Raw genomic sequence first — 23,164 nt, 5'->3', positions numbered from 1 at the left:
GTGATCCAGCAACGTCCGGCGTGCAGCGATGCACGCCGGATTTTTTTATGGAATCGCCTGCACGGATTGCCCTGCCCAACTCGGCATAACTAAGAGCGGCTAACAAAACGTAGCGAGCAGCCGTCAGGTGGGTGCGGACGGCGCGGAGGAACCGGAGTGTACGTGGGCACATGAGGATTCCGAGCACCGGCCGCGCCCGCCTGGCGGCAGCGCAGTAGTTTTGATAGCTGCTCTAAGCAGTCACCAGGCGCAGCGTTGTGGATGCACGGGCGTGCCATTCCTGCTGTTTCGACAGCACGCTTGCTGGCTTGCGCGGATAATGGGACATCTCTTTCGAAGATGGTGCCTGCATGAGCGACGCAACCGACAGCCACCTCGTCCACGGCCGCCGTCAGCGCCCGGATGGTCCTGCACCGGTCGATGTGATCTCGGTGCAATCGCAATTGGTCTACGGGCATGCCGGCAACAGCGCGGCGGTGCCGCCGTTGCGCGCGCTGGGCTTACGCGTGGCGGAAGTACCCACTACCTTGCTGAGCAATGCGCCGTTCTACGCCACCTTGCGCGGACGCATCCTGCCGGCCGACTGGCTGGCGGATCTATTGCTGGGCGCGACCGAGCGCGGCCTGCCGCAGCGTGCACGCTTGCTTGTTTCCGGTTACTTCGGCAGCCTGGCCAATGGCGAGGCTTTTGCGGACTGGCTGGAGCAGACCCTGCCGCAGGCGCCACAGTTGCGCTATTGCCTGGACCCGGTGATTGGCGACACCCACACCGGCCCTTACGTGGAGCCCGGGTTGGAGCGCGTGTTTGCCGAGCGGCTGTTGCCGCATGCCTGGTTGGTGACGCCCAATGCCTTCGAGCTTGGTCGCCTGACCGGGCTGCCGAGTCTGGAACAGGACGATGCCATCGTCGCTGCACGCGCCTTGCTTGCGCGTGGCCCGCAATGGGTGCTTGCACATAGCGTGGCCGGCGGCACCGGCGAGCTGGTGACCCTGGCCGTGAGCGCTGAGGCAGTCTATCGCTGGGCCAGCCCGCACCTGCCGGTGGACGTGGCCGGCACCGGTGATGTGCTGATGGCGTTGCTGATCGGCCTGTTGCTGCGCGATGTGCCATTCGAGCAGGCGGTGGGGCATGCACTGACCGGCGTGCATGCGGCGCTGGAGGCCACCCTGGCTGCTGGCTTCGAGGAATTCGATGTGCTGGCTGCCGCGCCGGCCGCGCTTGGCACCGCGCCGCGCTTTGCGGTTGAGCGACTGGCGTGATCGCGCATCCGGTCGTTGGCATCGTCGGGATCGCCGGCGCCTACGGACGCTGGCTCGCCCAATTCCTGCGCACGCGCATGGGGCTGGAGGTGATCGGCGTGGATCCGGCATTACCGGACGGGCTGGACGACGCCACGCTGGTGGCGCGCGCCGATGTGCTGATTTTTTCGGCACCAATCCGCCACACCGCTGCGCTGATCGAACGCTATGCCGCTCTTGCCGGCGCGCGTGCGGCGGAGCAACTGTGGCTGGATGTCACCTCGATCAAACAGGCGCCAGTCGCGGCGATGCTGGCGTCGCAGGCCGAGGTGGTGGGCCTGCACCCGATGACCGCACCGCCCAAGTCGCCCACCTTGAAGGGGCGGGTGATGGTGGTCTGCCGCGCACGTGTGCAGCGCTGGTCCGGCTGGGTGGATGCGCTGTGCAGCGCGTTGCAGGCCGAGTGCGTCTACGCCACGCCCGAACACCACGACCGCGCGATGGCGCTCGTGCAGGCCATGGTGCATGCCACCCATCTGGCGCAGGCTGGCACCTTGCGCGACTACGCCCCCTTGCTCGGCGAGTTGCGCACCTTGATGCCATACCGCTCGGCCTCGTTCGAACTGGATACCGCGGTGATCGCGCGCATTCTCTCGCTCAACCCGTCGATCTACGAAGACATCCAGTTCGGCAATCCTTACGTTGCCGAAATGCTCGACCGCTTGCTCGCGCAGCTGCAAGAACTGCGCGGCTTGGTGGTGCAGGGCGATGATGCGGCACGCTTGCGATTTCGGCAGGCCTTTCTCGATGCCAACGCGCAGGCCCTGCAAGGCGACTCACTGGCGGCCGGCAACTACACCTATGAACGGGTGGGCTACCTGCTGGCCGACCTCACCGAGCCGCTGACCTTGAGCGTGTATCTGCCCGAAGACCAGCCGGGCTCGTTACGCGTGTTGCTGCATGTATTCGAGCAGCACGGCGTCAACCTGTCCTCGATCCACTCCTCGCGCACGCCCGGCGGCGAGCTGCACTTCCGGATGGGGTTCGAGCCGGAGAGCGATCGCGCTGCACTGGGCCGCGCCGCAGCGCAAATCGATGCCGACCGGATCGGGCGGGTGTTGGAGCGCGTTGATCGGGAACGTTGAGTCTTTCGAGTCATCGTCATGCACCGGAGTATGCAAGACCTGACTCATCAGCGGCAGCGATGTAGTCATAGGCCTCGCGTCTGCCCACGCCTGTTCCGCATCACGGGTAGGCAGGCTTCAAGGTGCTTTGCTTCTGTCAATCGAGTGGCCTCGGGATGCACCACATCTGCGGGAGCAACGCAGTGGCAAGTGGAAACGCACTCGCCTGCTAAGTAATTCGAACGACTGTGAAAGCGACCCCGAGCACTGGCGCTGACGCATGGCAGATTCATCCACACAGGGTGTGGATGAATCCTGGACAAGCATGTGGATAACTCGCATCAGCCCTTGCCGCGCAACGGCCGGGTTTGCCATGGTCAAAAAATGACCAGCTGGCGTTATGCCGCTTGCAGGCTCAGTTCGCCGCCGCTGGTGACGAAGCGTTGGCCCTGCCGCAGCAGATGGCGACCGTCGGGGAGCTCATAGCGTGGTGTCGCGTGTGTCTGCGCGTGCCCCTGCGGCTGGTCGTCGCGGAACTCGATGATCACGTAGGGCTCGCCGTCTGCACCGACGGCTGGAAATTGCCGAAAAGACATCTCGCACCTCCTCAGTTTCAAGGTTGCAATGCGACCGTCAACGATCGCGCGACCGGCGCTGTTGCCGGTGTCGCGAGCATGCGCAGCGCCGTGTTACCGATGCGTCGTCAAGCGATGAAGCGCGAAATGACGGCGCCAGTTGTGGCTGCTTTTTAGCTTCTCGCGCTACGCGCGCGACACTTCGAGGGCATGGCAGTGGTGCGTTGCACGCTGCCCAGCGGCGGGCCTGTTGGGCTGGATGCACGGACATCCGGCCAGCGCCAGCGTGCGCTACTGGCGCAGCATCAAAGCGTCACGGTCCGCGGTGGCGGCGGCCAGTTCGGCACGTGCGGAGGCGATCCGCGCCTGCGCATCGATCAGGCGCACGCGGGCATCGTTGGCGGTTTCTTCGCGTTGATTGACGAGGAAAAAGTCGCCCGAGCCCAGTTCGAAACGGCGCCGCTCCGCCGCAGCGAGCCGGTCTGCCAGGCTGCGCTCCTCATCGGCGATGCCGGCCAGCCGCTCGGCGGCATTGAGCGAGATGACGATGGATTCCACTTCCACTGAAATCTGGTCGCGCAGGAAGCGGCTGCGTTGATCCAGCGCCTCGATCTCCGCGCGTGCCTCGGCCACGCGGCCCTTGGCGGAACGGTTTTCCAGCGGCACGCTGAAACGGAAGCCGATGATCGCATCGGTCGGCGAACGGTTTGGGCCACCCACGCCGGGCGCGCCCAGATCCTTGCTGACCTCGAAACTCACGTCCAGGCGTGGCTTCAGATCGTTCTGCGCCAGCATCAGGCGGGCGGTGGCCTGATCGATGCGGGTCAGCACGGCGCGGTAATCGGGGCGTTCCACCGGCGCGGTGATCTTGCTGGCGCCGGCCAGACCTTCGAGCGCGGAGGTGTCGGCGGGCAGCCGCTCGGCGGACACGATCAGCGGCATGCCGGCGTCGTCGCGCAGATACAAGGACAACGCATTGGCCGCATTGGCGAAGTCCTGCTCCGAGCGCACCACAAGCGCGCGGCGGCGCACCAGGTTCTGGTCGTTTTCGGTCAACAGAATGGTTGGCCGTGCGCCGAGCGTCACCTGCCGGGAAATGGCGTTGCGGCGGCGTTCGGCCAGCTCCAGCAGGTCCTTGTAGGCCCGCAGCTTCAGCCCGGCCGCGACCCAGCTCTGGTAGGCATCCACCGCGCGGCGCTGCACGCCAATCGCCACCATCTCCGCTTCGTATTGCGCCACGTCGATGTCGCCGCTGGCCACGCTGCGACGGGTGCGGCGCTCATCCACCACGCGGTCGCGCAGCAGCGCATACAGCGCACCGACTTTCACTTCGCCGCCGCGGTCGGTGTAGGACTTGTCTTCGTAGACCGGGAACGACCCGCGCGAGGACCGGTACCCGCCGTAGTAGTAGCCGCCGTTTTCCTCGAAGGGCCGCTTGACCGTGCTCTCGATCGAACTGCCGTCGTAATAGCCGGCCTCGCGTGAGCGGCCATCGATATCGAACACCGTATCGAACGCGCCATTGGCCGATAGCCCCTTGCCTTCGGCCTGGCGCACCTTGGCCAGCGATTCGACGATTTGCGGCGCCGAGCGGGCAGAGGACTGCAATACCTCGTCCAGGGTCAGGGCAGCGGCCTGGGCGAATGCCGCTCCGGGGCAGAGTGCGATCAGCAGGGCAACAAAACGGTGCATCATTTCTTGCCCGTCGCGTCGTCTTCGGCCTTGTACGCCGCCGGCTTGGCCTTGCCGTCATCCTGCTGCGTGGCCGTCGGGCGGCGGTCGAATTCCAGCGGGAAGTTGTTGAGTTGGCGCCACAGTTCGTAGCCGACCCGCACGGTTTCGCCCTGCACCCAGCCGCGCACCTTGCCGCCCTGGCGCGCGAATTCCTGCGCCGGCCACGCCGGCTTGCCCGGCATGGGTTCGACCAGGATGCGGAACAGTCCGTCGGGCGCGGCGTTGGGGTCGATGGCACGCACGCGGCCATCGAACATGCCGTGCGCCACTGACGGCCAGCCGCTGAACTGGATTGCCGGCCAGCCTTCGAACTCCAGCCGCACCGGCCGTCCGGGGCGGATCAACGGCACGTCGCGGCCGTCGATATACAGCTCGACCGCACGCTCCACGCGCTCGGGCGCGATCACCGCGAGCACCGTGCCCGGCGACACCATCGCGCTGCCGCTGGCGGCGTTGAGCTGTTGCACGCGGCCGTCGCGCGGCGCACGCACCAACTGCGCAGACTGGCGATTCAACTGGATGTCGATCCGGGTCAACTTGGCGCGCGACTCGGCCAGCTTGGCATCGGCTTCGGCCACCTTGATCTGGGTCAGCTCGTAGTCACGGCGCCCGGCCAGACCTTCGGCCAGCAATTGCCGGCTGCGCTCCACATCGATGCCGGCCACCGCGCGTGATTGCTGGATGGCGGCGATCTCGGCCTGCACCTGCGCCCGTTCGCTGGCCAGGCGGGTCAGCAGGTCCGGATCCAGATCGCCGACGCGCGCGATCGGGTCGCCACGCGAGACATGCTGGCCGTCGTGCACGTACCACGTCTCGACACGGCCGGGAACGAAGGCGGTGACCTGCTGCTGGCGATCGCCCGGGTCCAGCGAGACCACCTGTCCCTTGCCGCTGGCGGTCTGTACCCACGGTGCCAGCGCCAGGATCGCCGCGGCAATGGCCACGCCGATCAGCAGCATCCAGGCCAGTGCCTTGGCGATGCTGGGCGGCCGCATCGCCGCCAGGGTGGGGAAGTGCGCGTTGCGATCAGCGGCCTGGCGCATCGTCTGCCTCCTGCATGGATGCGATCAGGGCATCGCGCGTGGCGTAGCGCTGCTGCTGTCCGGGTTGCAGGCGGAACCAGCCGTCCAGGGTGATGTCCTCCGGCCGGCCGGTGCACAACAAGGCGGTGGTGCCGGTGGCTTTCAAACGACGCAGGATCTTGGTCAGGCGTTCGGCCGGAATCAGGTCGTACAGCTGCGACAGCATCAGCACACGCGGTTGCACCAGCAGCGCGTTGGCCAGCTTCAGCGCCATCACCTCGCCGATCCACAACGGGTAGCCGGAGGCGGCCAGACGCGTGTCCAGCCCCTTGGGAAGCGAGGCAATGCGGCTGCGCAAGCCCACCGCGTCGATGGCTTCCAGCATCGCTTCGGAGCTCACATCACTGGAGGCCAACGCCAGGTATTCGCGAATGGTGACCTCCACGATGGTGGGGCGGTCGAGCACGGTGACTTCCGAACGCAGCAGGTACATGTCGAAGGTGGCCATGTCGGCACCGCCCACCATCACCAGCCCGCGGTCGGGCACCACGTGCCGTTTCAACACCATGGCCAGCAGCCGCTCGGCACCGCCATCGGCCAGCGTCACCAGCTGTTCGCCGGCGGCCAGCGAAAAGTCGAACCGCGCGCCATCGATCACCACCCCATCCAGGCGGACCGCGCTGTTGCCCGGGGTCTTGCCCGGCGCCACCACGGCGCGTTCCTGCGGGATCGCGAACAGCAACGAAAGTTCCTCGGAGCTGGCGACCAGGTCGTAGAACGCATCCAGGTAGGTGCCTAGCTGGGAGATACCGTAGAACACCGCGCTCAGGATCAGCTCGGCCGCCACCAGCTGGCCGATCGACAACTCACCGCGCAGGATCAGGTTGCCGCCCAGTGCCAGCAACGCGGCGCTGGCCACCGCGTAGACCAGCAGGAAGGAGGCGGTCTGGGTGAAGCTGTAGCTGAAGTGGCGCCGATGCCGATCGATATAGGCGGCCGTGACCGCCTCGGAGCGATCCATCGCGAAATCGAGATGGCGGCTGGACTTGTAGAACCCGTTGGAGCCGCCGACGCTTTCCAGCCAGCGCGCCGCCTCGTGCTTGGCGTGGCTCAGATCCACCGCGGTGCGGATCGACCCGCGCGACCAGAGCATCCAGATGCTGAAGATCACCAGCAGCAGCAAGGCGTTGAAGCCCAGGAAAAACGGGTGGTAGAAGCTGGTGACGATCAGCCCCACCGCCGACTGCAGCACGATGGTGAACGCACCGATGGCCAGACTCGGCACGGCCTTCTGCACCACCACCAGATCGAAGTAGCGGTTGAACATGTCGCCGCGGTTCTGGTCGGCGAAGAACGGGTTTTGCGCATGCACGGCGCGCACCGTGATCTCGGCCACCACGCGTGCGAACAAGCGGCGTTCGAACAGCGCCATGACCCACACCCGCATCGCGCTCAGGCCGGCGACCAGCAGCAACAGGCCGAGCAACAATCCCGACAAGGTCCATAGCGGCGTGGGCAGCGCGGTGTTGGCCACGCTGTTGATCAGCAACTGCACCGAGATTGGCGTGGCCAGCGACAACAGACTGATCGCCACGCCGTAGACGATGGCCAGACGCACATAGGGCATGTCCGGCCCGACGATCTCCGCCAGCCAGCTTGCCGCTTCCCGCCATCCGATCTGTTTGCCCGCCGCCATTGCACTTCCGCTGATGAGTTCAGTGCAGCATTGACGAGTTCGTGCTTACGAACAAGGCCGGCGAGCTTATTTGCCGCATAGGATTTTCCTATGCGGCGGCGGCACGCAGCAATTCGGCGATAAGCCCGAACGCCGGCGCACGGCCGGCACCTTGTCGCCAGAGCAGGCCGATGTCGCGGTAATAGCGCCCACCCTTGACCGGCCGTACCACCACATCGTCGCCCTCGCGGATCTCCTGGCGCACGTACAGATCCGGCAGCAGCGCCAGGCCCATGCCCATGCCGGCCATCTGCCGGATCGCATCCAGACTGGTCCCTTCGTAATCGCGCAGCACGTTGGCGCCGACTTCCGCCGCAATCGCGGCCACCTGCTCGGCCAGGCGATATTCCGGCATCAGCGTCAGCAAGCTGGCGCCGCGCAAATCGGCGGGGGTGATGCAGGCCTTGGTCCGCAGCGGATGGTCGGCGGCCATGGTCACGTGCAACGGTTCGCGGAACAGGCGTTCGCTGTGCAGGCCGCGCCCGGCCACCGGCAACTGCGCCAGGATCACGTCGTGCACGCCAGTGGCCAGGTCGCTGGCCAGCACTGTTGGCAATCCTTCGCGCACATGCACGCGCAGCGCCGGATGCTCACGGTGCAGCCGCGCCACCAGGCTGGGCATCAGGTACGCGCCCAGCGTGGGCGACACACCGAGCCGGATGGTGCCGATCAGCGAATCCGCCGAGGTGGCGCGCACGTCTTCCAGGTCGGCCAGATCGAGCAGGATGCTGCGTGCACGCGCCAGCAGTTCGCGCCCCAATGGCGTGAGAATCGCCGGCCCGCCGCGTTCGAACAACGGCGCGCCGATGATGGTTTCCAGCCCCCGGATCTGCTGCGACAGCGAGGGTTGCGAAACACCCATCTGCTCGGCGGCACGGGTGAAGCTGCCGGTGTCTGCCAGCGCGACGAAATAACTGAGTTGGCGGATGGTGGTCCTGGGGCGGGGCATGGGTCAGCTCCTGGCCTCAGCGCGCTTAGGCGTGCATGCCGAGGTGGCCGTACGCGCGTGCCGCGTGATTGCAGCGATCAGCGAGCATGTGGCGGTCACTGATCGATGAACTGCAGCTTCGCCAACTCCGCGTACAGCCCGCCTTCGGCCACCAGTTGCGCATGCGTGCCCTGCGCCACGATGCGGCCGGCGTCCATCACCACGATACGGTCGGCCTTGAGCACGGTTGCCAGGCGATGTGCGATGACCAGCGTGGTGCGGCCCTGCATCAAGCGGTCCAGCGCCTGCTGCACGGCGCGCTCGCTTTGTGCATCCAGCGCGCTGGTGGCCTCGTCCAGCAACAGGATCGGGGCGTCCTTGAGCAGCGCCCGTGCAATCGCCACGCGCTGCTGCTGGCCACCGGACAGGCGCGTGCCGCGCTCGCCCAGTTCGCTGGCATAGCCCTGCGGCAATGCGCGCAAGAAGATGTCGGCCTCGGCAGCCGTGGCGGCGGCTTCCACCTGCGCGTCGCTGGCATCCAGGCGGCCATACCGGATGTTGTCGGCGGCACTGGCGGCGAACAAGGTCGGCTGCTGCGGCACTAGTGCGATCTGCTCGCGCAGCAGCACTGGATCGGTCTGGCGCAGATCTACGTCATCGATCCGCACGCTGCCGCTCAGCGGGTCGTGGAAGCGCAACAGCATCGCCAGCACCGTGCTCTTGCCGGCGCCGGAGGGGCCGACCAGCGCCACGGTTTCGCCCGGCTGCACATGCAGGTCGAAGCCATCCAGCGCCGGCATGTCCGGGCGCTGCGGGTAGTGGAAGACCACCTGGTCGAAATGGATCGCGCCACGCACCGGCACCGGCAACGGCTGCGGGGTCGCGGGCGCGACAATTGCCGACTGCTCGTCGAGCAACTCGCCGATCCGCCCCATGCCACCGGCAGCGCGTTGCAGCTCGTTCCACACTTCGGCCAGCGCACCCACCGAACCACCGCCAATCAGTGCATACAGCACGAACTGGCCCAGCGTGCCCGGCGTCATCTGCCCGGCGATGACATCGTGCGCGCCCAACCACAGCACCGCGACAATGGCCCCGAAGATCAGCATGATCGCCACTGCGGTGACGGTGGCCTGGGTGCGGATGCGTACGCGCGCGGTCCCGATGGCTGCCTGCAAGGCCTGGCTGAAGCGGTTGCTCTCGTAGCCCTCGCGCGCATGTGCCTGCACCGTGCGCACCGCCCCTAGTGTTTCGGCGGCAAGCGTGTTGGCGTCGGCCACGCGGTCCTGGCTGGCCCGCGAGATCTTCTGCAGGCGTCGCGCGCCGAGCACGATCGGCAGCACCGCCAGCGGAATGCCGATCAAGGTGAAGCCGGCCAGCCGCGGGCTGGTGACGAACAGCATCACCAGGCTGCCGATCACCGTGACCGAACTGCGCAAGGCCACCGACATGGTGGTGCCGACCACGCCTCGCAGCAGTTCGCTGTCGGCCGATAGGCGCGACACCAGCTCGCCACTGCGGCTGCGATCGTGGAAGCCGGCATCCAGGCCAATCAGATGGGCATACAGGCGGCCGCGCAGATCGGCGACCACTTTTTCGCCCAGCAGCGCCACGAAATAAAAGCGCGCCGCCGTGGCCAGCGCCAGCACCACCGCCACCGCGAATAGAAGCGCGAAGGCCTGGTTGATCTGCGTTCCGCCGGAGAAGCCGTGGTCGATCATGCGCTTGACCGCAGCCGGCAGGCTCAGCGTGGCCGCCGAGGAGACCGCCAATGCGACCAGCCAGGCCGCGAACAGGCCGCGCTGGCGCTGCACGAAGGGCCACAGGGTGCGCAGGTTGCCAAGCTTGCGGAGTGGGGCAGGCTTGGCGGGGGGCTGGCTCATGCGGCTTCCGGTGTTGAGAGATGGACCCTGTTGCGAGTGGCGTCGCACAGGCGGGTTTTCAAGCCGGCGAGCTGATCCGCGGCCACTTGCACGCGCAATGCGGCGCCCTCGGCGTCGAATTGCTCGTCCAGCTTGTCGGCGTGGAAGGTCGATAGCGCGGCGTGGACCACGCCCAGGTCGTCGAACGGGCAGCGCAGGGCCAGCAGCGACATCGCCACCAGTGGCCGGCGCGTGGCCAACCGCAGGCATTCGGCGGCCGTACCGCCATACGCGCGCACCAGGCCGCCGGCGCCGAGCTTGATGCCGCCATACCAGCGCGTCACCACCACCACGACGCGGTCGTAGCCCTGGCCATCGATCGCAGCTAGGATCGGCCGGCCAGCGGTGCCGCTGGGTTCGCCGTCGTCGCTGGAGCGGTATTCCTGCCCGTAGCGGTAGGCCCAGCAATTGTGCGTGGCATCCACGGCCGCAAAGCGCCGCACCTGCTCCAGTGCCTGCTCGGGCGATGCCAGCGCGCAGGCCTGTGCGACAAAGCGACTGTGCTTGATCTCCAGGCTGTGGTGCGCGTCGGCGGCAAGGGTGTCTGGCATCGCGTGCATTCTATGCGAGCTGGTCGCGCGCGGCCGGGCGTGCGTCTCTGTGCGAGCAGGTGGGGGCGTGGACAGGTTGCGGCGCGGATGTGCAGCGCGCTATCCGCATGGTCACTGACGAGCGTGTGGTGCTAGATCAGTACAGCATCTGCGTGGGGTTAGCGCCGTAATACAAGCGCGCTGCGCTGGTCCGCAGCGACTGTTGTTGCCGCCGTGACGATCACACCAGGGTGGAGCGGCGCTTCTCGTCGATCCACTTCGATGCCTGTGCCGGCGTGTAGTGCTGCATCCACTCCAGCATCTGCTCGATGTCGGCGCCGTACCACAGGTCGCTGCGCTGATCCGGATGCAGGAAGCGTTCCTCGACCATGCGATCGATCATGCCGATCAGCGGCGCGTAGAAGCCTTCGATGTCCAGGAACGCGCACGGCTTGTTGCCGATGCCCAGCTGCCGCCAGGTCAGCATCTCGAAGATCTCCTCCATGGTGCCAAAGCCACCGGGCAGGGCGACGAACGCATCCGACAGCTCGAACATGCGCATCTTGCGCTCATGCATGGAGCCGACGATTTCCAGCGTGGTCAGCCCGCGATGCGCCACTTCCCAATCGGCCAGCTGCTGCGGAATCACGCCGGTCACTTCGCCACCTGCGGCCAGCACCGCGTTGGCCACCGTGCCCATCAGGCCGACATTGCCACCGCCATACACCAGGCGCAGCCCCTGTTTGGCGATGCGGTCACCCAGCGCAATGGCGCGCTCGGCATAGGCAGGCTTGTTGCCGGCATTGGAACCACAGTAGACGCAGATGCTTTTCATGGGATGAGAATCGGGAGTAGGGAATTGGGAATGGGTAAAAGCAGAAACAAAAGCCGGAACGCATGACGCCGGACCTAGGTCCGGCGTCAGCATGAAGAGCGAAGTGATGGGAACGCTCTTGCGATTCCCAATTCCCCACTCCCGATTCCCGGCTTAATTCGCCTTATGAATGGCGCGCTTGCTCACCGCCATGGCGGCGTCGTGGATTGCTTCGGACAGGGTCGGGTGCGCATGGCAGATGCGCGCCAGATCGTCCGCCGAGCCGCTGAACTCCATCGTCAGCACACCTTCGTGCACCAGCTCCGAGACACCCACGCCCACCAGGTGCATCCCCAGCACGCGGTCGGTTTCGGCATCGGCGATCACCTTGACGAAGCCGGCCGGCTCGCCCATGGCCACCGCACGGCCGATCGCCGCGAACGGGAAGCTGCCGGCCTTGTAGGCAACGCCTTCGGCCTTGAGCTGCTGCTCGGTCTTGCCGACCCAGGCAATTTCCGGCTCGGTGTAGATGACCCACGGAATGGTGTCGAAGTTGACGTGCCCGGGCAGGCCGGCGATCAGCTCGGCCACTGCGATGCCTTCCTCGAAGCCCTTGTGCGCCAGCATCGGGCCGCGCACGCAGTCGCCGATCGCCCACACGCCGTCGACGCCGGTGTGGCAATGGCCATCGACCTCGATCTGGCCACGCTCGGTCACCTTGACGCCGGTGCCATCGGCCAGCAGGTTCTTGGTCGCGGCCTTGCGGCCCACCGCCACCAGCAACTTGTCCACGGTCAGGGTCTGCTCGCCGGCGCCGTCGGTGTAGCTGACCACCACCTGCTTGGCATCGCCGCTGCCGGTGATCTCGGTCTTGCTGACCTTGGCGCCCAGCTTGATGTCCAGGCCCTGCTTCTTGAATTCCTTCAGCGCGGTCTTGGCCACTTCGGCGTCGGCCAGCGCCAGGAAATCCGGCAGCGCTTCGAGGATGGTGACCTCGGCGCCCAGACGCTTCCACACGCTGCCCAGCTCCAGGCCGATGACGCCGGCACCGATCACTGCCATGCGCTTGGGTACCGCGGTGAAGTCCAGGCCGCCGACGTTATCGACGATGGTGTCGCCGTCGAACTTGGCGAACGGCAGTTCGATCGATTCCGAACCGGCCGCCAGGATCACGTTGGTGCCCTTCAGCTCGATCTCGCCACCTTCGTGCTGAGTCACCTTGACGATGTTGCCCGGCTGCAACTGGCCGAAGCCGTAGTACGGGGTGATCTTGTTGGCCTTGAACAGCATCGCGATGCCGCCGGTGAACTGCTTCACGATCTTGTCCTTGCGGCCGATCATGGTGGGCACGTCCATCTTGGCGTCGTTGAAGCTGATGCCGTGGTCGCCGAACAGGTGGCCCATGTTCCAGAACTGGCGCGAGGAATCCAGCAGCGCCTTGGACGGGATGCAGCCCACGCGCAGGCAGGTGCCGCCCAGGGCGGGCTTGCCGTCCTTGCCGATGGCTGCGTCGATGCAGGCGACCTTCATGCCGAGCTGCGCTGCACGAATCGCAGCGTGATAACCGGCCGGGCCGGCACCGATGACGACGACGTCGAATTGTTCGCTCATTTCATTTGCTCACGGGAATGGGGAGTAGGGAATGGGGAATCGCAACAGCGCACGCGCCTGTCGCGTCCCATCCAGGTCCAGGCGGGAATGGAGCGGTCGATGGGCGCTTGTCCCATTCCCGAATCTCCATTCCCGATTCCCGGCTCTTAGAGGCCAAACAGCATCCGGCCCGGGTTTTCCAGCTGATTCTTGATGTCGACCAGGAACTGCACCGAATCCTTGCCGTCGATGATGCGGTGGTCGTAGGACAGCGCCAGGTACATCATCGGCGCGATCACGACCTGGCCGTTCTCGGCGATCGGACGTTCCTTGATCGCGTGCATGCCCAGGATGGCGCTCTGCGGCGGGTTGATGATCGGGGTCGACAACAGCGAGCCGAAGGTGCCGCCATTGGTGATGGTGAAGGTGCCACCCTGCAGGTCGTACAGGCCCAGCTTGCCGGCGCGCGCCTTGGCGGCGTAGTCGGCGATGCCCTGTTCGACTTCGGCAAATGACTGGCGCTCGACGTTACGCAGCACCGGCGTCACCAGGCCCTTCTCGGTGGAGACGGCGATCGAGATGTCGCTGTAGCCGTGATAGATGATGTCGTCGCCGTCGATCGAGGCGTTGACCAGTGGGAAGCGCTGCAGTGCGTTGGCCGCGGCCTTGACGAAGAAGCTCATGAAACCGAGCTTGATGCCGTGCGCCTTCTGGAATTCGTCCTGCAGTTCCTTGCGCGCGGCCGACACCTTGGCGAGGTTGACCTCGTTGAAGGTGGTCAGCATCGCGGTGGAGTTCTTGGACTCCATCAGGCGCTTGGCGATCGTCTTGCGCACGCGGGTCATCGCCACGCGCTCTTCAGGACGGGCGCCAGACGCCTTGCCCACGCCGCCGGCCTTGGCGAAGTTGACGATATCTTCCTTGGTCACCGCGCCACGACGGCCGGTGCCGTCGACCTGCGACGGATCCACGCCCTGGGTGATGGCGGAAAAACGCGCACCCGGCGGCAGGCTGTCAGCAGACGACTTCGATGCAACCGGCGCGGCAGCGGCAGCGGCAGCCGGTGCCGGCGCAGCAGCGGCCGCCGTGGCATCGGCCTTCTTCTCTTCGGCCGGTGCAGCTGCGGCCACGGCGCCTTCTTCGATGATCGCCAGGATCTGGTTGCTGGTGACCGTGCTGCCGGCTTCGAACTTGATTTCCTTCAGTACGCCGTCGACCGGCGAAGGAACTTCCAACACGACCTTGTCGGTTTCCAGATCGACCAGATTCTCGTCGCGCTTGACCGCTTCACCGGCCTTCTTGTGCCAGCTGGCGATGGTGGCGTCGGAAACGGATTCGGGCAGTACCGGAACTTTGACTTCGGTGGCCATTCGGGGAGCGTCCTAGGGTTTTCGTTCTTTGGGGAAGAGGAGTTATTCAGCGACTTGGTCGTTGAACGGATTGAGCAGCGCATCGGCGACCAGCTTCTGCTGTTCGGCGATGTGGTCGGCCATGTGGCCGGCAGCAGGCGAGGGCGAACGGGCACGGCCGGCGTAATGCAGGCTCTGACCGCTGGCCAGGCAGAAATTCAGGTGATGGCGAATCTGATACCACGCACCCTGGTTCTGCGGCTCTTCCTGACACCACACCACGTCGGCGGCATTGCCGAAGCGCTTGAGTTCTGCGGCCAGCTGCGCACGCGGGAACGGGTACAGCTGCTCCACACGCAGGATGGCAACGTCGTCCTGGCCACGCTTGGTCTGGTCTTCGAGCAGGTCGTAATAGACCTTGCCCGAGCACAGCACCACGCGCTTAACCTTGCTCGCGTCGGCCTTGGCGTCGGGGATCAGATGCTGGAACTGCCCATCGGCCAGTTCTTCCAGCGTCGACACCGCCAGCTTGTGGCGCAGCAACGACTTCGGGGTCATCACCACCAGCGGCTTGCGGGTGGTCATGCGCATCTGGCGACGGATCATGTGGAAGCACTGCGCCGGGGTCGTCGGCACGCAGACCAGCATGTTCTCCAGCGCGCACAGCTGCAGGAAACGCTCAAGACGTGCGGAGCTGTGCTCCGGGCCCTGGCCTTCGTAGCCATGCGGCAGGAACAGCGACAGGCCCGCGATGCGGCCCCACTTGGCCTCGCCGGCAGCGATGAACTGGTCGATCACCACCTGCGCGCCATTGGCGAAGTCGCCGAACTGCGCTTCCCAGACGCACAGCGCGTTCGGGTCGGTGGTGGAGTAGCCGTACTCGAAACCCATCACTGCTTCTTCGCTCAGCAGCGAATCGATGATGGTGGCGTCTTCCGGGTTTTCCACCAGCTGGCGCAGCGGCAGGTAATAGCTGTCGGTCTTCTGGTCATGCAGGATCGCGTGACGGTGGAAGAACGTACCGCGGCCCGCATCCTGGCCGACCAGGCGCAGCTTGTGGCCTTCGGCCAGCAAGGTGGCGTAGGCCAGATTCTCGGCAAAGCCCCAGTCACCGGCCTGATTGCCGGCGGCCATCTTGACGCGGTCTTCGTAGATCTTCGCCACGCGGGCGTGCAGTTCCACACCGGCCGGGATGGTGGTGATCAGCTTGGCCAGACGGTCCAGCTCATTCCGCTTGACGCGCGTATCGACCGGATCGGCCGCAGTGCCGACCAGATACTTGGACCAGTCGATGGCGAATTCGTCCGGCTTGCGCTTGGCCAATTCGGTGGTGTATTCGCCCGAATCCAGCTTGTTGCGGTAGCCATCCACCAGCGCCTTGGCCTCGTCGGCGCTCAGCACGCCATCGCTTTCCAGCTTGGTGGCGTAGAGCTCGCGGGTGGTCTTGTGCTTGCGGATGGTCTGGTACATCACCGGCTGGGTGGCGGCCGGCTCGTCGGCCTCGTTATGGCCCCAACGGCGGTAGCAGACCAGGTCGATGACCACGTCCTTCTTGAACTGCTGGCGGAACTCATAGGCCAGCTTGGACACGAACATCACCGCGTCCGGGTCGTCGCCGTTCACGTGGAAGACCGGCGCGCCGATCATCTTGGCCACGTCGGTGCAGTACAGGGTGGAGCGGGCATCGTCGCGTGCGCTGGTGGTGAAGCCGATCTGGTTGTTCACCACGATATGCACGGTGCCGCCGACCGCGAAACCGCGCGCCTGCGACATCTGGAACAGCTCCATCACCACGCCCTGGCCGGCGAATGCGGCGTCGCCATGGATCAGGATCGGCAGCACGGTCTTGCGATCCGCATCACCGAAACGCTCCTGCCGCGACCGCACGCTGCCGACCACGACCGGGTCGACGATTTCCAGGTGCGAGGGGTTGAACGCCAGCGCCAGGTGGACCTGCTTGTCGTCGCCGACCGCGATGTCCGCCGAGAAGCCCATGTGGTACTTGACGTCGCCGGTGTGCGCGCGGTCGTCGTGGGCGTGCTCGAACTTGCCCTCGAACTCGTCGAACAGCTTGCGCGGGTTCTTGCCCAGCGTATTGACCAGCACGTTGAGACGGCCGCGGTGGGCCATGCCGATCACGATGTCCTTGACCTGGTCATTGCCGGACTGGCGAATGATGGTGTCCATCATCGGGATCAGTGCGTCGCCGCCTTCCAGCGAGAAGCGCTTCTGGCCGACGTACTTGGTGTGCAGGTAGCGCTCCAGGCCTTCGGCGGCGGTGAGCCGCTCCAGCGTGCGCTTGCGGCTGGCCGCATCGGCAGCGATCTTGCCGCCGGCATCTTCCAGGCGCTTGTAGATCCACTGGCGCTGGTCGAATTCGGGAATATGCATGAATTCGGCGCCGATCGTGCTGGCGTAGGTCGCCTTCAGGCGCGCCAGCAGATCCTTCAGCTTCATCCGCGGCTGCCCGCCGACACCGCCGGTGCTGAACTCGCTGTCCAGATCAGCCTGCGAAAGGCTGTGGAACGGCAGGTCCAGGTCGGGCGGGTTGACCGGCGGGGTCAGGCCCAGCGGATCGAGCTGCGCGCCGAGATGACCACGCGAACGGTAGGCGGTGATCAGACGACCGACATTGCGCTCGCGCTCGTCGCTGGCGCCCACGCCGGTACCGGCATTGGCAGCCTGTTTGGAGGCGCTGAGAATGTGGGCAATTGCCGCCGAGTGCGGCACATCACCGGCATCGCGACCGTTGAAGCCGTCGAAATACGCCTTCCACTTCGGATCGACACTGTCGGGGGCGACGAGGTACTGCTCGTACAGATCCTCGATATAGGCGGCATTGCCGCCGGCGAGCTGCGATGACTGCGCGAACTGCTTTAGGAGATTATCCACGATGGTAAGTCGGGTCTGCTGTGGGGATGATTGTGCGGAAGCGGCAGGGCGAGTTGCCCTATCGGTCGATCTCAAATCTCGAAAAATTATACCCCCTTGCGCTTGTGAGGGGGCGTCTGCGAGCTGACCGGCGGGGTAGACCAATTGGCCAGACGCCTACGCGCAAGGGGCGCTGCGGCGTCAGATGCCAAGCGCGCGCGGCTCGTTCCAAAGTGCGCTGCGCTCCCATATCTGCGCGAATTCGCGCTCCAGCTGCCGGCTGCGTGCCGCGCCGGTCAGCCAGGTTTCGCCGTCGTCGAAGCGGTGCCCTGTTGGACGAAAGTAGTAGGCGTCGTCGCCGATCACGTAGGCCGATGCATAGCTGGTATCGACCGGATCGCTGATCGCACGGAACCGGAACACGCTGGGCAGGCGTTGCGCCAGCCGCAGCAGTGCGCTGCTGCTGGCGCCGGCCGCGGCGGGCTCCTGCACCAGCACGTGCACGCGCTTGTCGTGGCGAGCGGTGGCAAAGCGACGCAGCGCCTCGAGCACGGCCGGGGCATCGAACAACGCCACGTCCAGGGCGCGCGTGTAAATCAACACCTGCCGGCGCGCGGTGCCGAGCAGGGCGGTGGTGGCGGTGTGTGCCGCAGCCAGGGTTTCGACCGCCATGGGGCCGTCCAGGCGGCGATACAGCGCCTGGCCTGCTGGCACCTCCTCTGCGGTTGTCGAGAGCGCAGCGGGAGGCACAGGCAGGAAACCGAGCCGGCCGAACAGGGCGGCGGCGTCTGCGCTGACATGCGTGCTCACGGTGGGCCAGCCGCGCTGGCGGGCGCTGTCCACGGCGGCGGCAAGCAGGCGAGCGGCCAGACCGCGCCGGCGCCAGGCCGGCAGGACGCCCAGGCGGTCGATGCGCCGATCCGGGGTGAGCCGGACGGCGGCGACCAGCTCGCCATCCGCATCGCGTGCGGCCAGGTGCAGACTGAGCGGGTCGAGGGCATTCCAGGAGTCCTCGGTAGCGCTGGCCGCCCAGCCCGCACGCAGCGCACGCAAGGTCCCGGCCTGCGTGGCCGGGTCCAGGGTGACGATCTGCGCCGGGCCGGCGGGAGTCATGCGCGCTGCGGATCCTCGTCGTCGTGCAACGCGTCGTTGTCGGCCGGGTTGGCGGCGTCGTCTTCCTGCGTGGCAGAGGCGTCGCTTGCCATGCCGGTGTCGGCGGCCGCCTCGGCGTTGTCGTCCTCGTCTTCCGCTTCCTCGAGCGCATCCGGCTGGTCAGCCTCGTCTGCGACTGCTTCCACATCGGCGTCCGCATCGATCTGCGTGGCGTCGGTGTCGGCATCCAGATCAGCGTCTTCGTCGTTGTCGAGGTGGTCGGCCGACAGGCTCAGGGTATGCGCATCGTCGTCGTCGAGGTCTTCGTACTGATCCTCATGCGCGCGCTGGTAATGGCCCTGCGCCAGCAGTTCCAGCACCACCTCGCGGCCACGCACGGACAACTGCCCGTACAGCGCGCCGTCGATCTCCTCGGCGGCGGCCAGGCGGCTGGCGTCCTTGACCGACAGCGCAAATTCCAGGCCGCTGCAGAACAGGGTGGCGCCGCGCTTGGCACGCCGCCAGGCCAGCCGCGACCACGGGTGGCGATGCAGCAGCACTCCTTCGTCAAGGGCCTGCTCCACGGCCTCGCGCGGGATCGGTTCCGGTGCCGGCACCACGTCGCCGGAGGCGCGGTAGGTGGTCATGAAGCGGCCAAACCAGTCGCCCAGGCGGTCCGGGTCGTTCATGCGCAGGGCGTTGAGTGCGGCGACCACGCGGTTCATCGCGGTGACATCGATCTCGTATGGATCAGCCGGCACCTTGAGGTCTTCGTCGTGATAGCGCACGGCCTCGTCGGCATCGGCGATCAAGGTGTCCAGGTAGTCACCGATCAGCTCGGCCGAGGAGGGCGCGCGGGTGCCGATGGAGAAGGTCAGGCAAGCGTCCTGGGCCACGCCGTGGTGCGGCACCAGCGGCGGCAGGTACAGCATGTCGCCCGGGCCCAGCACCCAGTCGTGGGTGGGCTTGAATTCGCGCAGCAGCTTGATGTCCACATCGTCGCGGAACGCCATCGGCGTGGGCTTGCGGCCCTGCGAGCTGCGTGCGTCGACCTGCCAGCGGCGATGGCCCAGGCCCTGCAGCAGGAACACGTCGTAATGGTCGACATGCGCGCCCACCGAGCCGCCGGTGGCGGCGAAGCTGATCATGATGTCGTCGATGCGCCAGCGCGGCAGGAAGCGGAACTGCTCCAGCAGCGCACGCACGTCGGCGTCCCACTTGTCCACGTCCTGCACCAGCAGGGTCCAGTCGTGGTCGGGCAGGCCGGGGAAGTCGGTTTCCTGGAAAGGTCCGCTGCGCACGGTCCAGTCGTCGGCGGCGCGGTCGTGGCTGATCAGCCGCGCCAGCACGCCGTCTTCGCAGGCCAGTCCGGCCAGGTCTTCGGGCTGCAGCGGCGACTGGAAATCCGGGAACGCGTTGCGGATCAGCAGCGGATGCTTGTGCCAGTAGGTGCGTAGAAAGCGCTCGACCGGCATGCCCAACGGCTGATCGCGGGTGGCATGGATCTCGAAGGGCAGCGGGGCGCCCTTTCTGGCAACGGTCTTTTTTGCGGCGGTCTTTTTCATGGTGTGACGGGTCCGACTGGGAAAAGCCGGCGCTGCGCGGCCGGCGAAGTGGCCTATTGTCGCCCAGCCCGCTGCGCGATGCCTTGCCGGCCTGTGTTGCAGTCAGGTTTCAGTGCAAGGCATGCCCACGGAGGCGCTGGTCGCGCCGGATGCTGGCCGGCGCCGGCGGGTCAGCGGGTCGTGATCTGGTTGTCGCTGCCGTAGTCATCGACCCTCACAGTCCCGGACTGCTGGCTGATGCGGTTGCCGCGACCGTGCAGCGTGGCCTCACCGATCGTCTGCACCTGCACGTGATTGTCGTCGCCGGGCACCAGCAGGGTGTCGACGCGACCGGCCTTGAGCGTGGACTTGCGGCCGAACAGTTCGACGCTTTTGGCATCGCCGGCCAGGGTGACCTGAGCAGCGTCGCCAACGATACGGACCGATTCGGCGCGCTCGATCTGCACGATTGCCTGCTCGCCCAGCACGGAGATGGCGCCGCAATCGCCCTTGAAAAGCAGATTGGCGTGGTCGCCGGTCAGATCGACGTTATGCCCGTCGCAACTGACCGTGCCGCTGGTCGAGGTGACCAGCAACGTCGGCCGCTCGCCAGTGTCGGCCTTCGGTGCGGCGTCGGTGCTTGCTGGCAACAGGGCCGGCTGCGCCGGCTGGGGAGCGGATTGAGCTGGCGCCACCGATGCTGCGGATGCGCTTGGAGGCGTCGGGGAGATGGCAGCAGCAGGATCAGCAGCGGGCTGCTTGCCGCAGGCCGCCAATGCGAGCAGTGAGAGGGACAGCAGTGAGCGCAATGCCATGGCAATCTCCTGAAAACGGGAACAACACAACGCAGCGATGGGCCTGGTCCATGCGCCGCTGGCGCACGAGGTGGTCGAGTCTGTGAGTCACGGATCCACCAGCGGCACGGCAGACAGGCCGATGGCGATCGCGCCGCCGTTACATCAGCTTGTTGCCGCTGCCACGGTCGTCCAGCGTGGGTTTGCTGGAGGGATTGACGGTGTTGTCGTTACCGGAAAAACGCACCTGTTTCACCTCGCGGACCAGGACCAGATTCTGGCTGCCCTGGATGTCTGCGCTGCCGAGGTTGGTCAGGTTGAGCGTGTTGTTGTTGCCGATGATGCTCAACTCGCCGACCTGTCGGTTGAGGACAGTGAAACTGCTGCCCTCCACGCGGATGGTACGTGCCTTTTCGACGTTCAGCGCGCCATGCGAGGCGGTGATCGTTACTGCGCCGCATTCGCCATTGACGATCGTGTCGGCGTTGTCCTTGGTAATGCGCAGATCCCTGCCGCCGCAGTCGGCACCGCTGGCTGGGTCGGTCAAGGTGGACGACACCGCCGACAGCGCCTGCGCGGCGGGGCCATCGCCACCGCATCCGCTCAGTGCCAGCATGCTGGCGAGGGTCAACAGGGACACTGCTGTCTGAGTCACACGCATTGACGATCTCCTGAAGGGCGAGGCCGGCACGATAGCAGTCCGGCTCGGTGGTCCATGTGCAGGACCATGGGCCCTGTCCGGGCCCGGGAAACAGTTGGCGTGCATGACGCGAGGCGGATCGAGGCACAGCCTTTAACGAGTGCAGACGGCACGCCATTGGCAGGAAGCGCGACCGATGGACGCTGCCTGAGGTCTGGGCAGGCTGAGCAGATACGGCCCGTACGGCGGGCCGGTACTGGCCTTGCCGGCAGATCAGATGGCGCGCGCCAATTGCTCGGCCAGACCGGTATAAGCACCGGGCGTCAACGCACGCAAGCGCTGCTTGTCCTTTTCGGGCAGTTGCAGGCTTTCCACAAACGCCTGCATCGAGGCGGCGGTGATGCCCTGGCCGCGGGTCAGTGCCTTGAGTTGCTCGTAGGGATTGGGCAGGCCATGGCGGCGCATCACCGTCTGCACGGCCTCGGCCAGTACTTCCCAGGCGGCGTCCAGATCGGCATCCAGGCGCTCGGAATTGACGGTCAGCTTGCCCAGGCCCTTGGCCAGCGAGTCGAGCGCTACTTGCGTATGGCCGAACGCGGTGCCGAGGGCGCGCAGCACGGTGGAGTCGGTGAGGTCGCGCTGCCAGCGGCTGATCGGCAACTTGGCGCTGAAATGCTCGAACAGCGCATTGGCGACGCCGAAATTGCCTTCGGCGTTCTCGAAGTCGATCGGGTTGACCTTGTGCGGCATGGTCGAGGAACCGACTTCGCCTTCTTTCAATTTTTGCTTGAAATAGCCGAGCGAAATGTAGCCCCAGATGTCACGTGCCAGGTCGATGAGGATGGTGTTGGCGCGGCGGGTGGCATCGCCGATTTCGGCCACGTTGTCGTGCGGCTCGATCTGCGTGGTGTAGGGGTTGAAGACCAGCCCCAAGCCTTCGACAAAGCGTTGCGCGAACTGCGGCCAGTCCACCGACGGGTAGGACGCCACGTGTGCGTTGTAGTTGCCCACCGCGCCATTGATCTTGCCGGTCAGCTCGACCGCGGCGATCTGCTTGCGCTGGCGCTCCAGCCGCGCCACCACGTTGGCGATCTCCTTGCCGAGCGTGGTGGGCGAGGCGGTCTGGCCATGCGTGCGCGAGAGCATCGGCTGCGCGGCCTGAGCGTGCGCAAGCGTGCGCAGCGAGGCGGCGACGCCGTCCAGGGTGGGCAGCAGCACCTCGCGGCGTGCCTGCTCCAGCATCAGGCCGTAACTGAGGTTGTTGATGTCTTCGCTGGTGCATGCGAAATGCACGAATTCCAGCGCCGGGCCCAGCTCGGCGTCGTCCTTGAGCTGTTCCTTGATGAAGTACTCCACCGCCTTGACGTCATGGTTGGTGGTGCGTTCGATCTCCTTGACGCGTGCGGCGTGCGTCACGCTGAACTGCTCGGCCAGGGCGCGCAAGCGCTGCGTGGCGGCGGCCGAGAAGGCCGGCAGTTCGGCGATGCCCGGCTCGGCGGCCAGTGCCAGCAGCCACTCGATCTCCACTTTCACCCGCGCCTTGATCAGGCCGTATTCGGAAAAGATCGGGCGCAGCGCGTCCACCTTGGAGGCGTAGCGGCCATCGAGTGGGGACAGGGCGAGCAGGGCGGAATCCGACATGGGCAGGGCACTGGGAAGCAG

18 protein-coding genes and 1 other RNA gene are annotated in these 23,164 nt (G+C 66.1%); 2 read left to right on the top strand and 17 right to left on the bottom strand.

The annotated features are described in order from the left end of the window. Positions 1 to 97: 97 nt before the first annotated feature. Positions 98 to 172: non-coding RNA, sX9 sRNA (locus ACCQ09_RS13895), on the bottom strand. 178 nt (positions 173 to 350) lie between these two features. Between ACCQ09_RS13895 and pdxY the strand changes: the two genes are divergently transcribed. Both pdxY and ACCQ09_RS13885 read left to right on the top strand, forming a co-directional pair. Beyond that, positions 351 to 1,259, top strand: coding sequence for a pyridoxal kinase (gene pdxY / locus ACCQ09_RS13890; RefSeq protein ID WP_011036662.1), 909 nt, complete (start codon positions 351 to 353; stop codon positions 1,257 to 1,259). Further along, positions 1,256 to 2,383, top strand: coding sequence for a prephenate dehydrogenase (locus ACCQ09_RS13885; protein ID WP_040941516.1), 1,128 nt, complete (start codon positions 1,256 to 1,258; stop codon positions 2,381 to 2,383). The genes pdxY and ACCQ09_RS13885 overlap by 4 nt, the downstream gene beginning before the upstream one ends. A gap of 377 nt (positions 2,384 to 2,760) precedes the next feature. Here ACCQ09_RS13885 and ACCQ09_RS13880 read toward each other — a convergent pair whose 3' ends face one another. The 16 genes from ACCQ09_RS13880 to purB all read right to left on the bottom strand — a co-directional run bounded on the left by ACCQ09_RS13880 (position 2,761) and on the right by purB (position 23,143). Continuing rightward, the gene (locus ACCQ09_RS13880) at positions 2,761 to 2,958 is read right to left on the bottom strand and encodes a hypothetical protein (RefSeq protein WP_014507319.1); all 198 of its coding nucleotides are present in this window, start codon (positions 2,956 to 2,958) and stop codon (positions 2,761 to 2,763) included. 270 nt (positions 2,959 to 3,228) lie between these two features. Beyond that, a complete protein-coding gene (locus ACCQ09_RS13875; protein WP_040941515.1) occupies positions 3,229 to 4,632 on the bottom strand; it encodes a TolC family protein in 1,404 nt (467 codons plus the stop codon). Continuing rightward, a complete protein-coding gene (locus tag ACCQ09_RS13870; protein ID WP_011036665.1) occupies positions 4,629 to 5,714 on the bottom strand; it encodes an efflux RND transporter periplasmic adaptor subunit in 1,086 nt (361 codons plus the stop codon). The genes ACCQ09_RS13875 and ACCQ09_RS13870 overlap by 4 nt, the downstream gene beginning before the upstream one ends. Further along, positions 5,698 to 7,389: an ATP-binding cassette domain-containing protein gene (locus ACCQ09_RS13865; protein WP_016944493.1), complete on the bottom strand. Its 1,692-nt coding sequence runs from the start codon at positions 7,387 to 7,389 to the stop codon at positions 5,698 to 5,700. The genes ACCQ09_RS13870 and ACCQ09_RS13865 overlap by 17 nt, the downstream gene beginning before the upstream one ends. An 88-nt stretch (positions 7,390 to 7,477) precedes the next feature. Next, positions 7,478 to 8,377, bottom strand: coding sequence for a hydrogen peroxide-inducible genes activator (locus tag ACCQ09_RS13860; RefSeq protein WP_014507323.1), 900 nt, complete (start codon positions 8,375 to 8,377; stop codon positions 7,478 to 7,480). Between the two features lie 95 nt (positions 8,378 to 8,472). Further along, complete coding sequence (locus ACCQ09_RS13855; RefSeq protein ID WP_011036668.1) at positions 8,473 to 10,239, bottom strand: ABC transporter transmembrane domain-containing protein; 1,767 nt, start codon at positions 10,237 to 10,239, stop codon at positions 8,473 to 8,475. Continuing rightward, complete coding sequence (locus ACCQ09_RS13850) at positions 10,236 to 10,838, bottom strand: IMPACT family protein (protein WP_012438728.1); 603 nt, start codon at positions 10,836 to 10,838, stop codon at positions 10,236 to 10,238. Before ACCQ09_RS13850 ends, ACCQ09_RS13855 begins: the two co-directional genes overlap by 4 nt. A gap of 211 nt (positions 10,839 to 11,049) precedes the next feature. Beyond that, positions 11,050 to 11,643 (bottom strand): LOG family protein, encoded by a 594-nt coding sequence (locus ACCQ09_RS13845; RefSeq protein WP_014507326.1) that lies wholly within the window; start codon positions 11,641 to 11,643, stop codon positions 11,050 to 11,052. A gap of 153 nt (positions 11,644 to 11,796) precedes the next feature. Further along, positions 11,797 to 13,233, bottom strand: a complete 1,437-nt coding sequence (gene lpdA / locus ACCQ09_RS13840; RefSeq protein WP_040941513.1) for a dihydrolipoyl dehydrogenase — start codon at positions 13,231 to 13,233, stop codon at positions 11,797 to 11,799. A 146-nt stretch (positions 13,234 to 13,379) separates the two neighbouring features. Continuing rightward, entirely contained in the window at positions 13,380 to 14,582 is a 1,203-nt protein-coding gene (gene sucB / locus ACCQ09_RS13835; RefSeq protein ID WP_228428295.1) for a dihydrolipoyllysine-residue succinyltransferase, read from the bottom strand. Between the two features lie 42 nt (positions 14,583 to 14,624). Then, positions 14,625 to 17,453 (bottom strand): 2-oxoglutarate dehydrogenase E1 component, encoded by a 2,829-nt coding sequence (locus ACCQ09_RS13830; protein ID WP_019237773.1) that lies wholly within the window; start codon positions 17,451 to 17,453, stop codon positions 14,625 to 14,627. Positions 17,454 to 17,633: 180 nt separating this feature from the next. Then, on the bottom strand, positions 17,634 to 18,545 hold the full coding sequence (locus tag ACCQ09_RS13825) for a GNAT family N-acetyltransferase (protein WP_011036674.1): 912 nt from the start codon (positions 18,543 to 18,545) through the stop codon (positions 17,634 to 17,636). Further along, the gene (locus tag ACCQ09_RS13820; RefSeq protein WP_040941512.1) at positions 18,542 to 20,089 is read right to left on the bottom strand and encodes a JmjC domain-containing protein; all 1,548 of its coding nucleotides are present in this window, start codon (positions 20,087 to 20,089) and stop codon (positions 18,542 to 18,544) included. Before ACCQ09_RS13820 ends, ACCQ09_RS13825 begins: the two co-directional genes overlap by 4 nt. Positions 20,090 to 20,259: 170 nt before the next feature. Further along, positions 20,260 to 20,883: a DUF3060 domain-containing protein gene (locus ACCQ09_RS13815; RefSeq protein WP_040941511.1), complete on the bottom strand. Its 624-nt coding sequence runs from the start codon at positions 20,881 to 20,883 to the stop codon at positions 20,260 to 20,262. Between the two features lie 139 nt (positions 20,884 to 21,022). Continuing rightward, complete coding sequence (locus ACCQ09_RS13810; protein WP_040941510.1) at positions 21,023 to 21,523, bottom strand: DUF3060 domain-containing protein; 501 nt, start codon at positions 21,521 to 21,523, stop codon at positions 21,023 to 21,025. Positions 21,524 to 21,775: 252 nt separating this feature from the next. Continuing rightward, a complete protein-coding gene (gene purB, locus ACCQ09_RS13805) occupies positions 21,776 to 23,143 on the bottom strand; it encodes an adenylosuccinate lyase (protein WP_011036678.1) in 1,368 nt (455 codons plus the stop codon). Positions 23,144 to 23,164: the final 21 nt, after the last annotated feature.

It is taken from the genome of Xanthomonas sp. NCPPB 2586 (genome assembly GCF_041475775.2).
GTDB lineage: Bacteria > Pseudomonadota > Gammaproteobacteria > Xanthomonadales > Xanthomonadaceae > Xanthomonas > Xanthomonas campestris.
The sequence above is the reverse complement of the archived record's forward strand: the minus strand, read 5'-3'. Positions and strand labels throughout refer to the sequence as shown.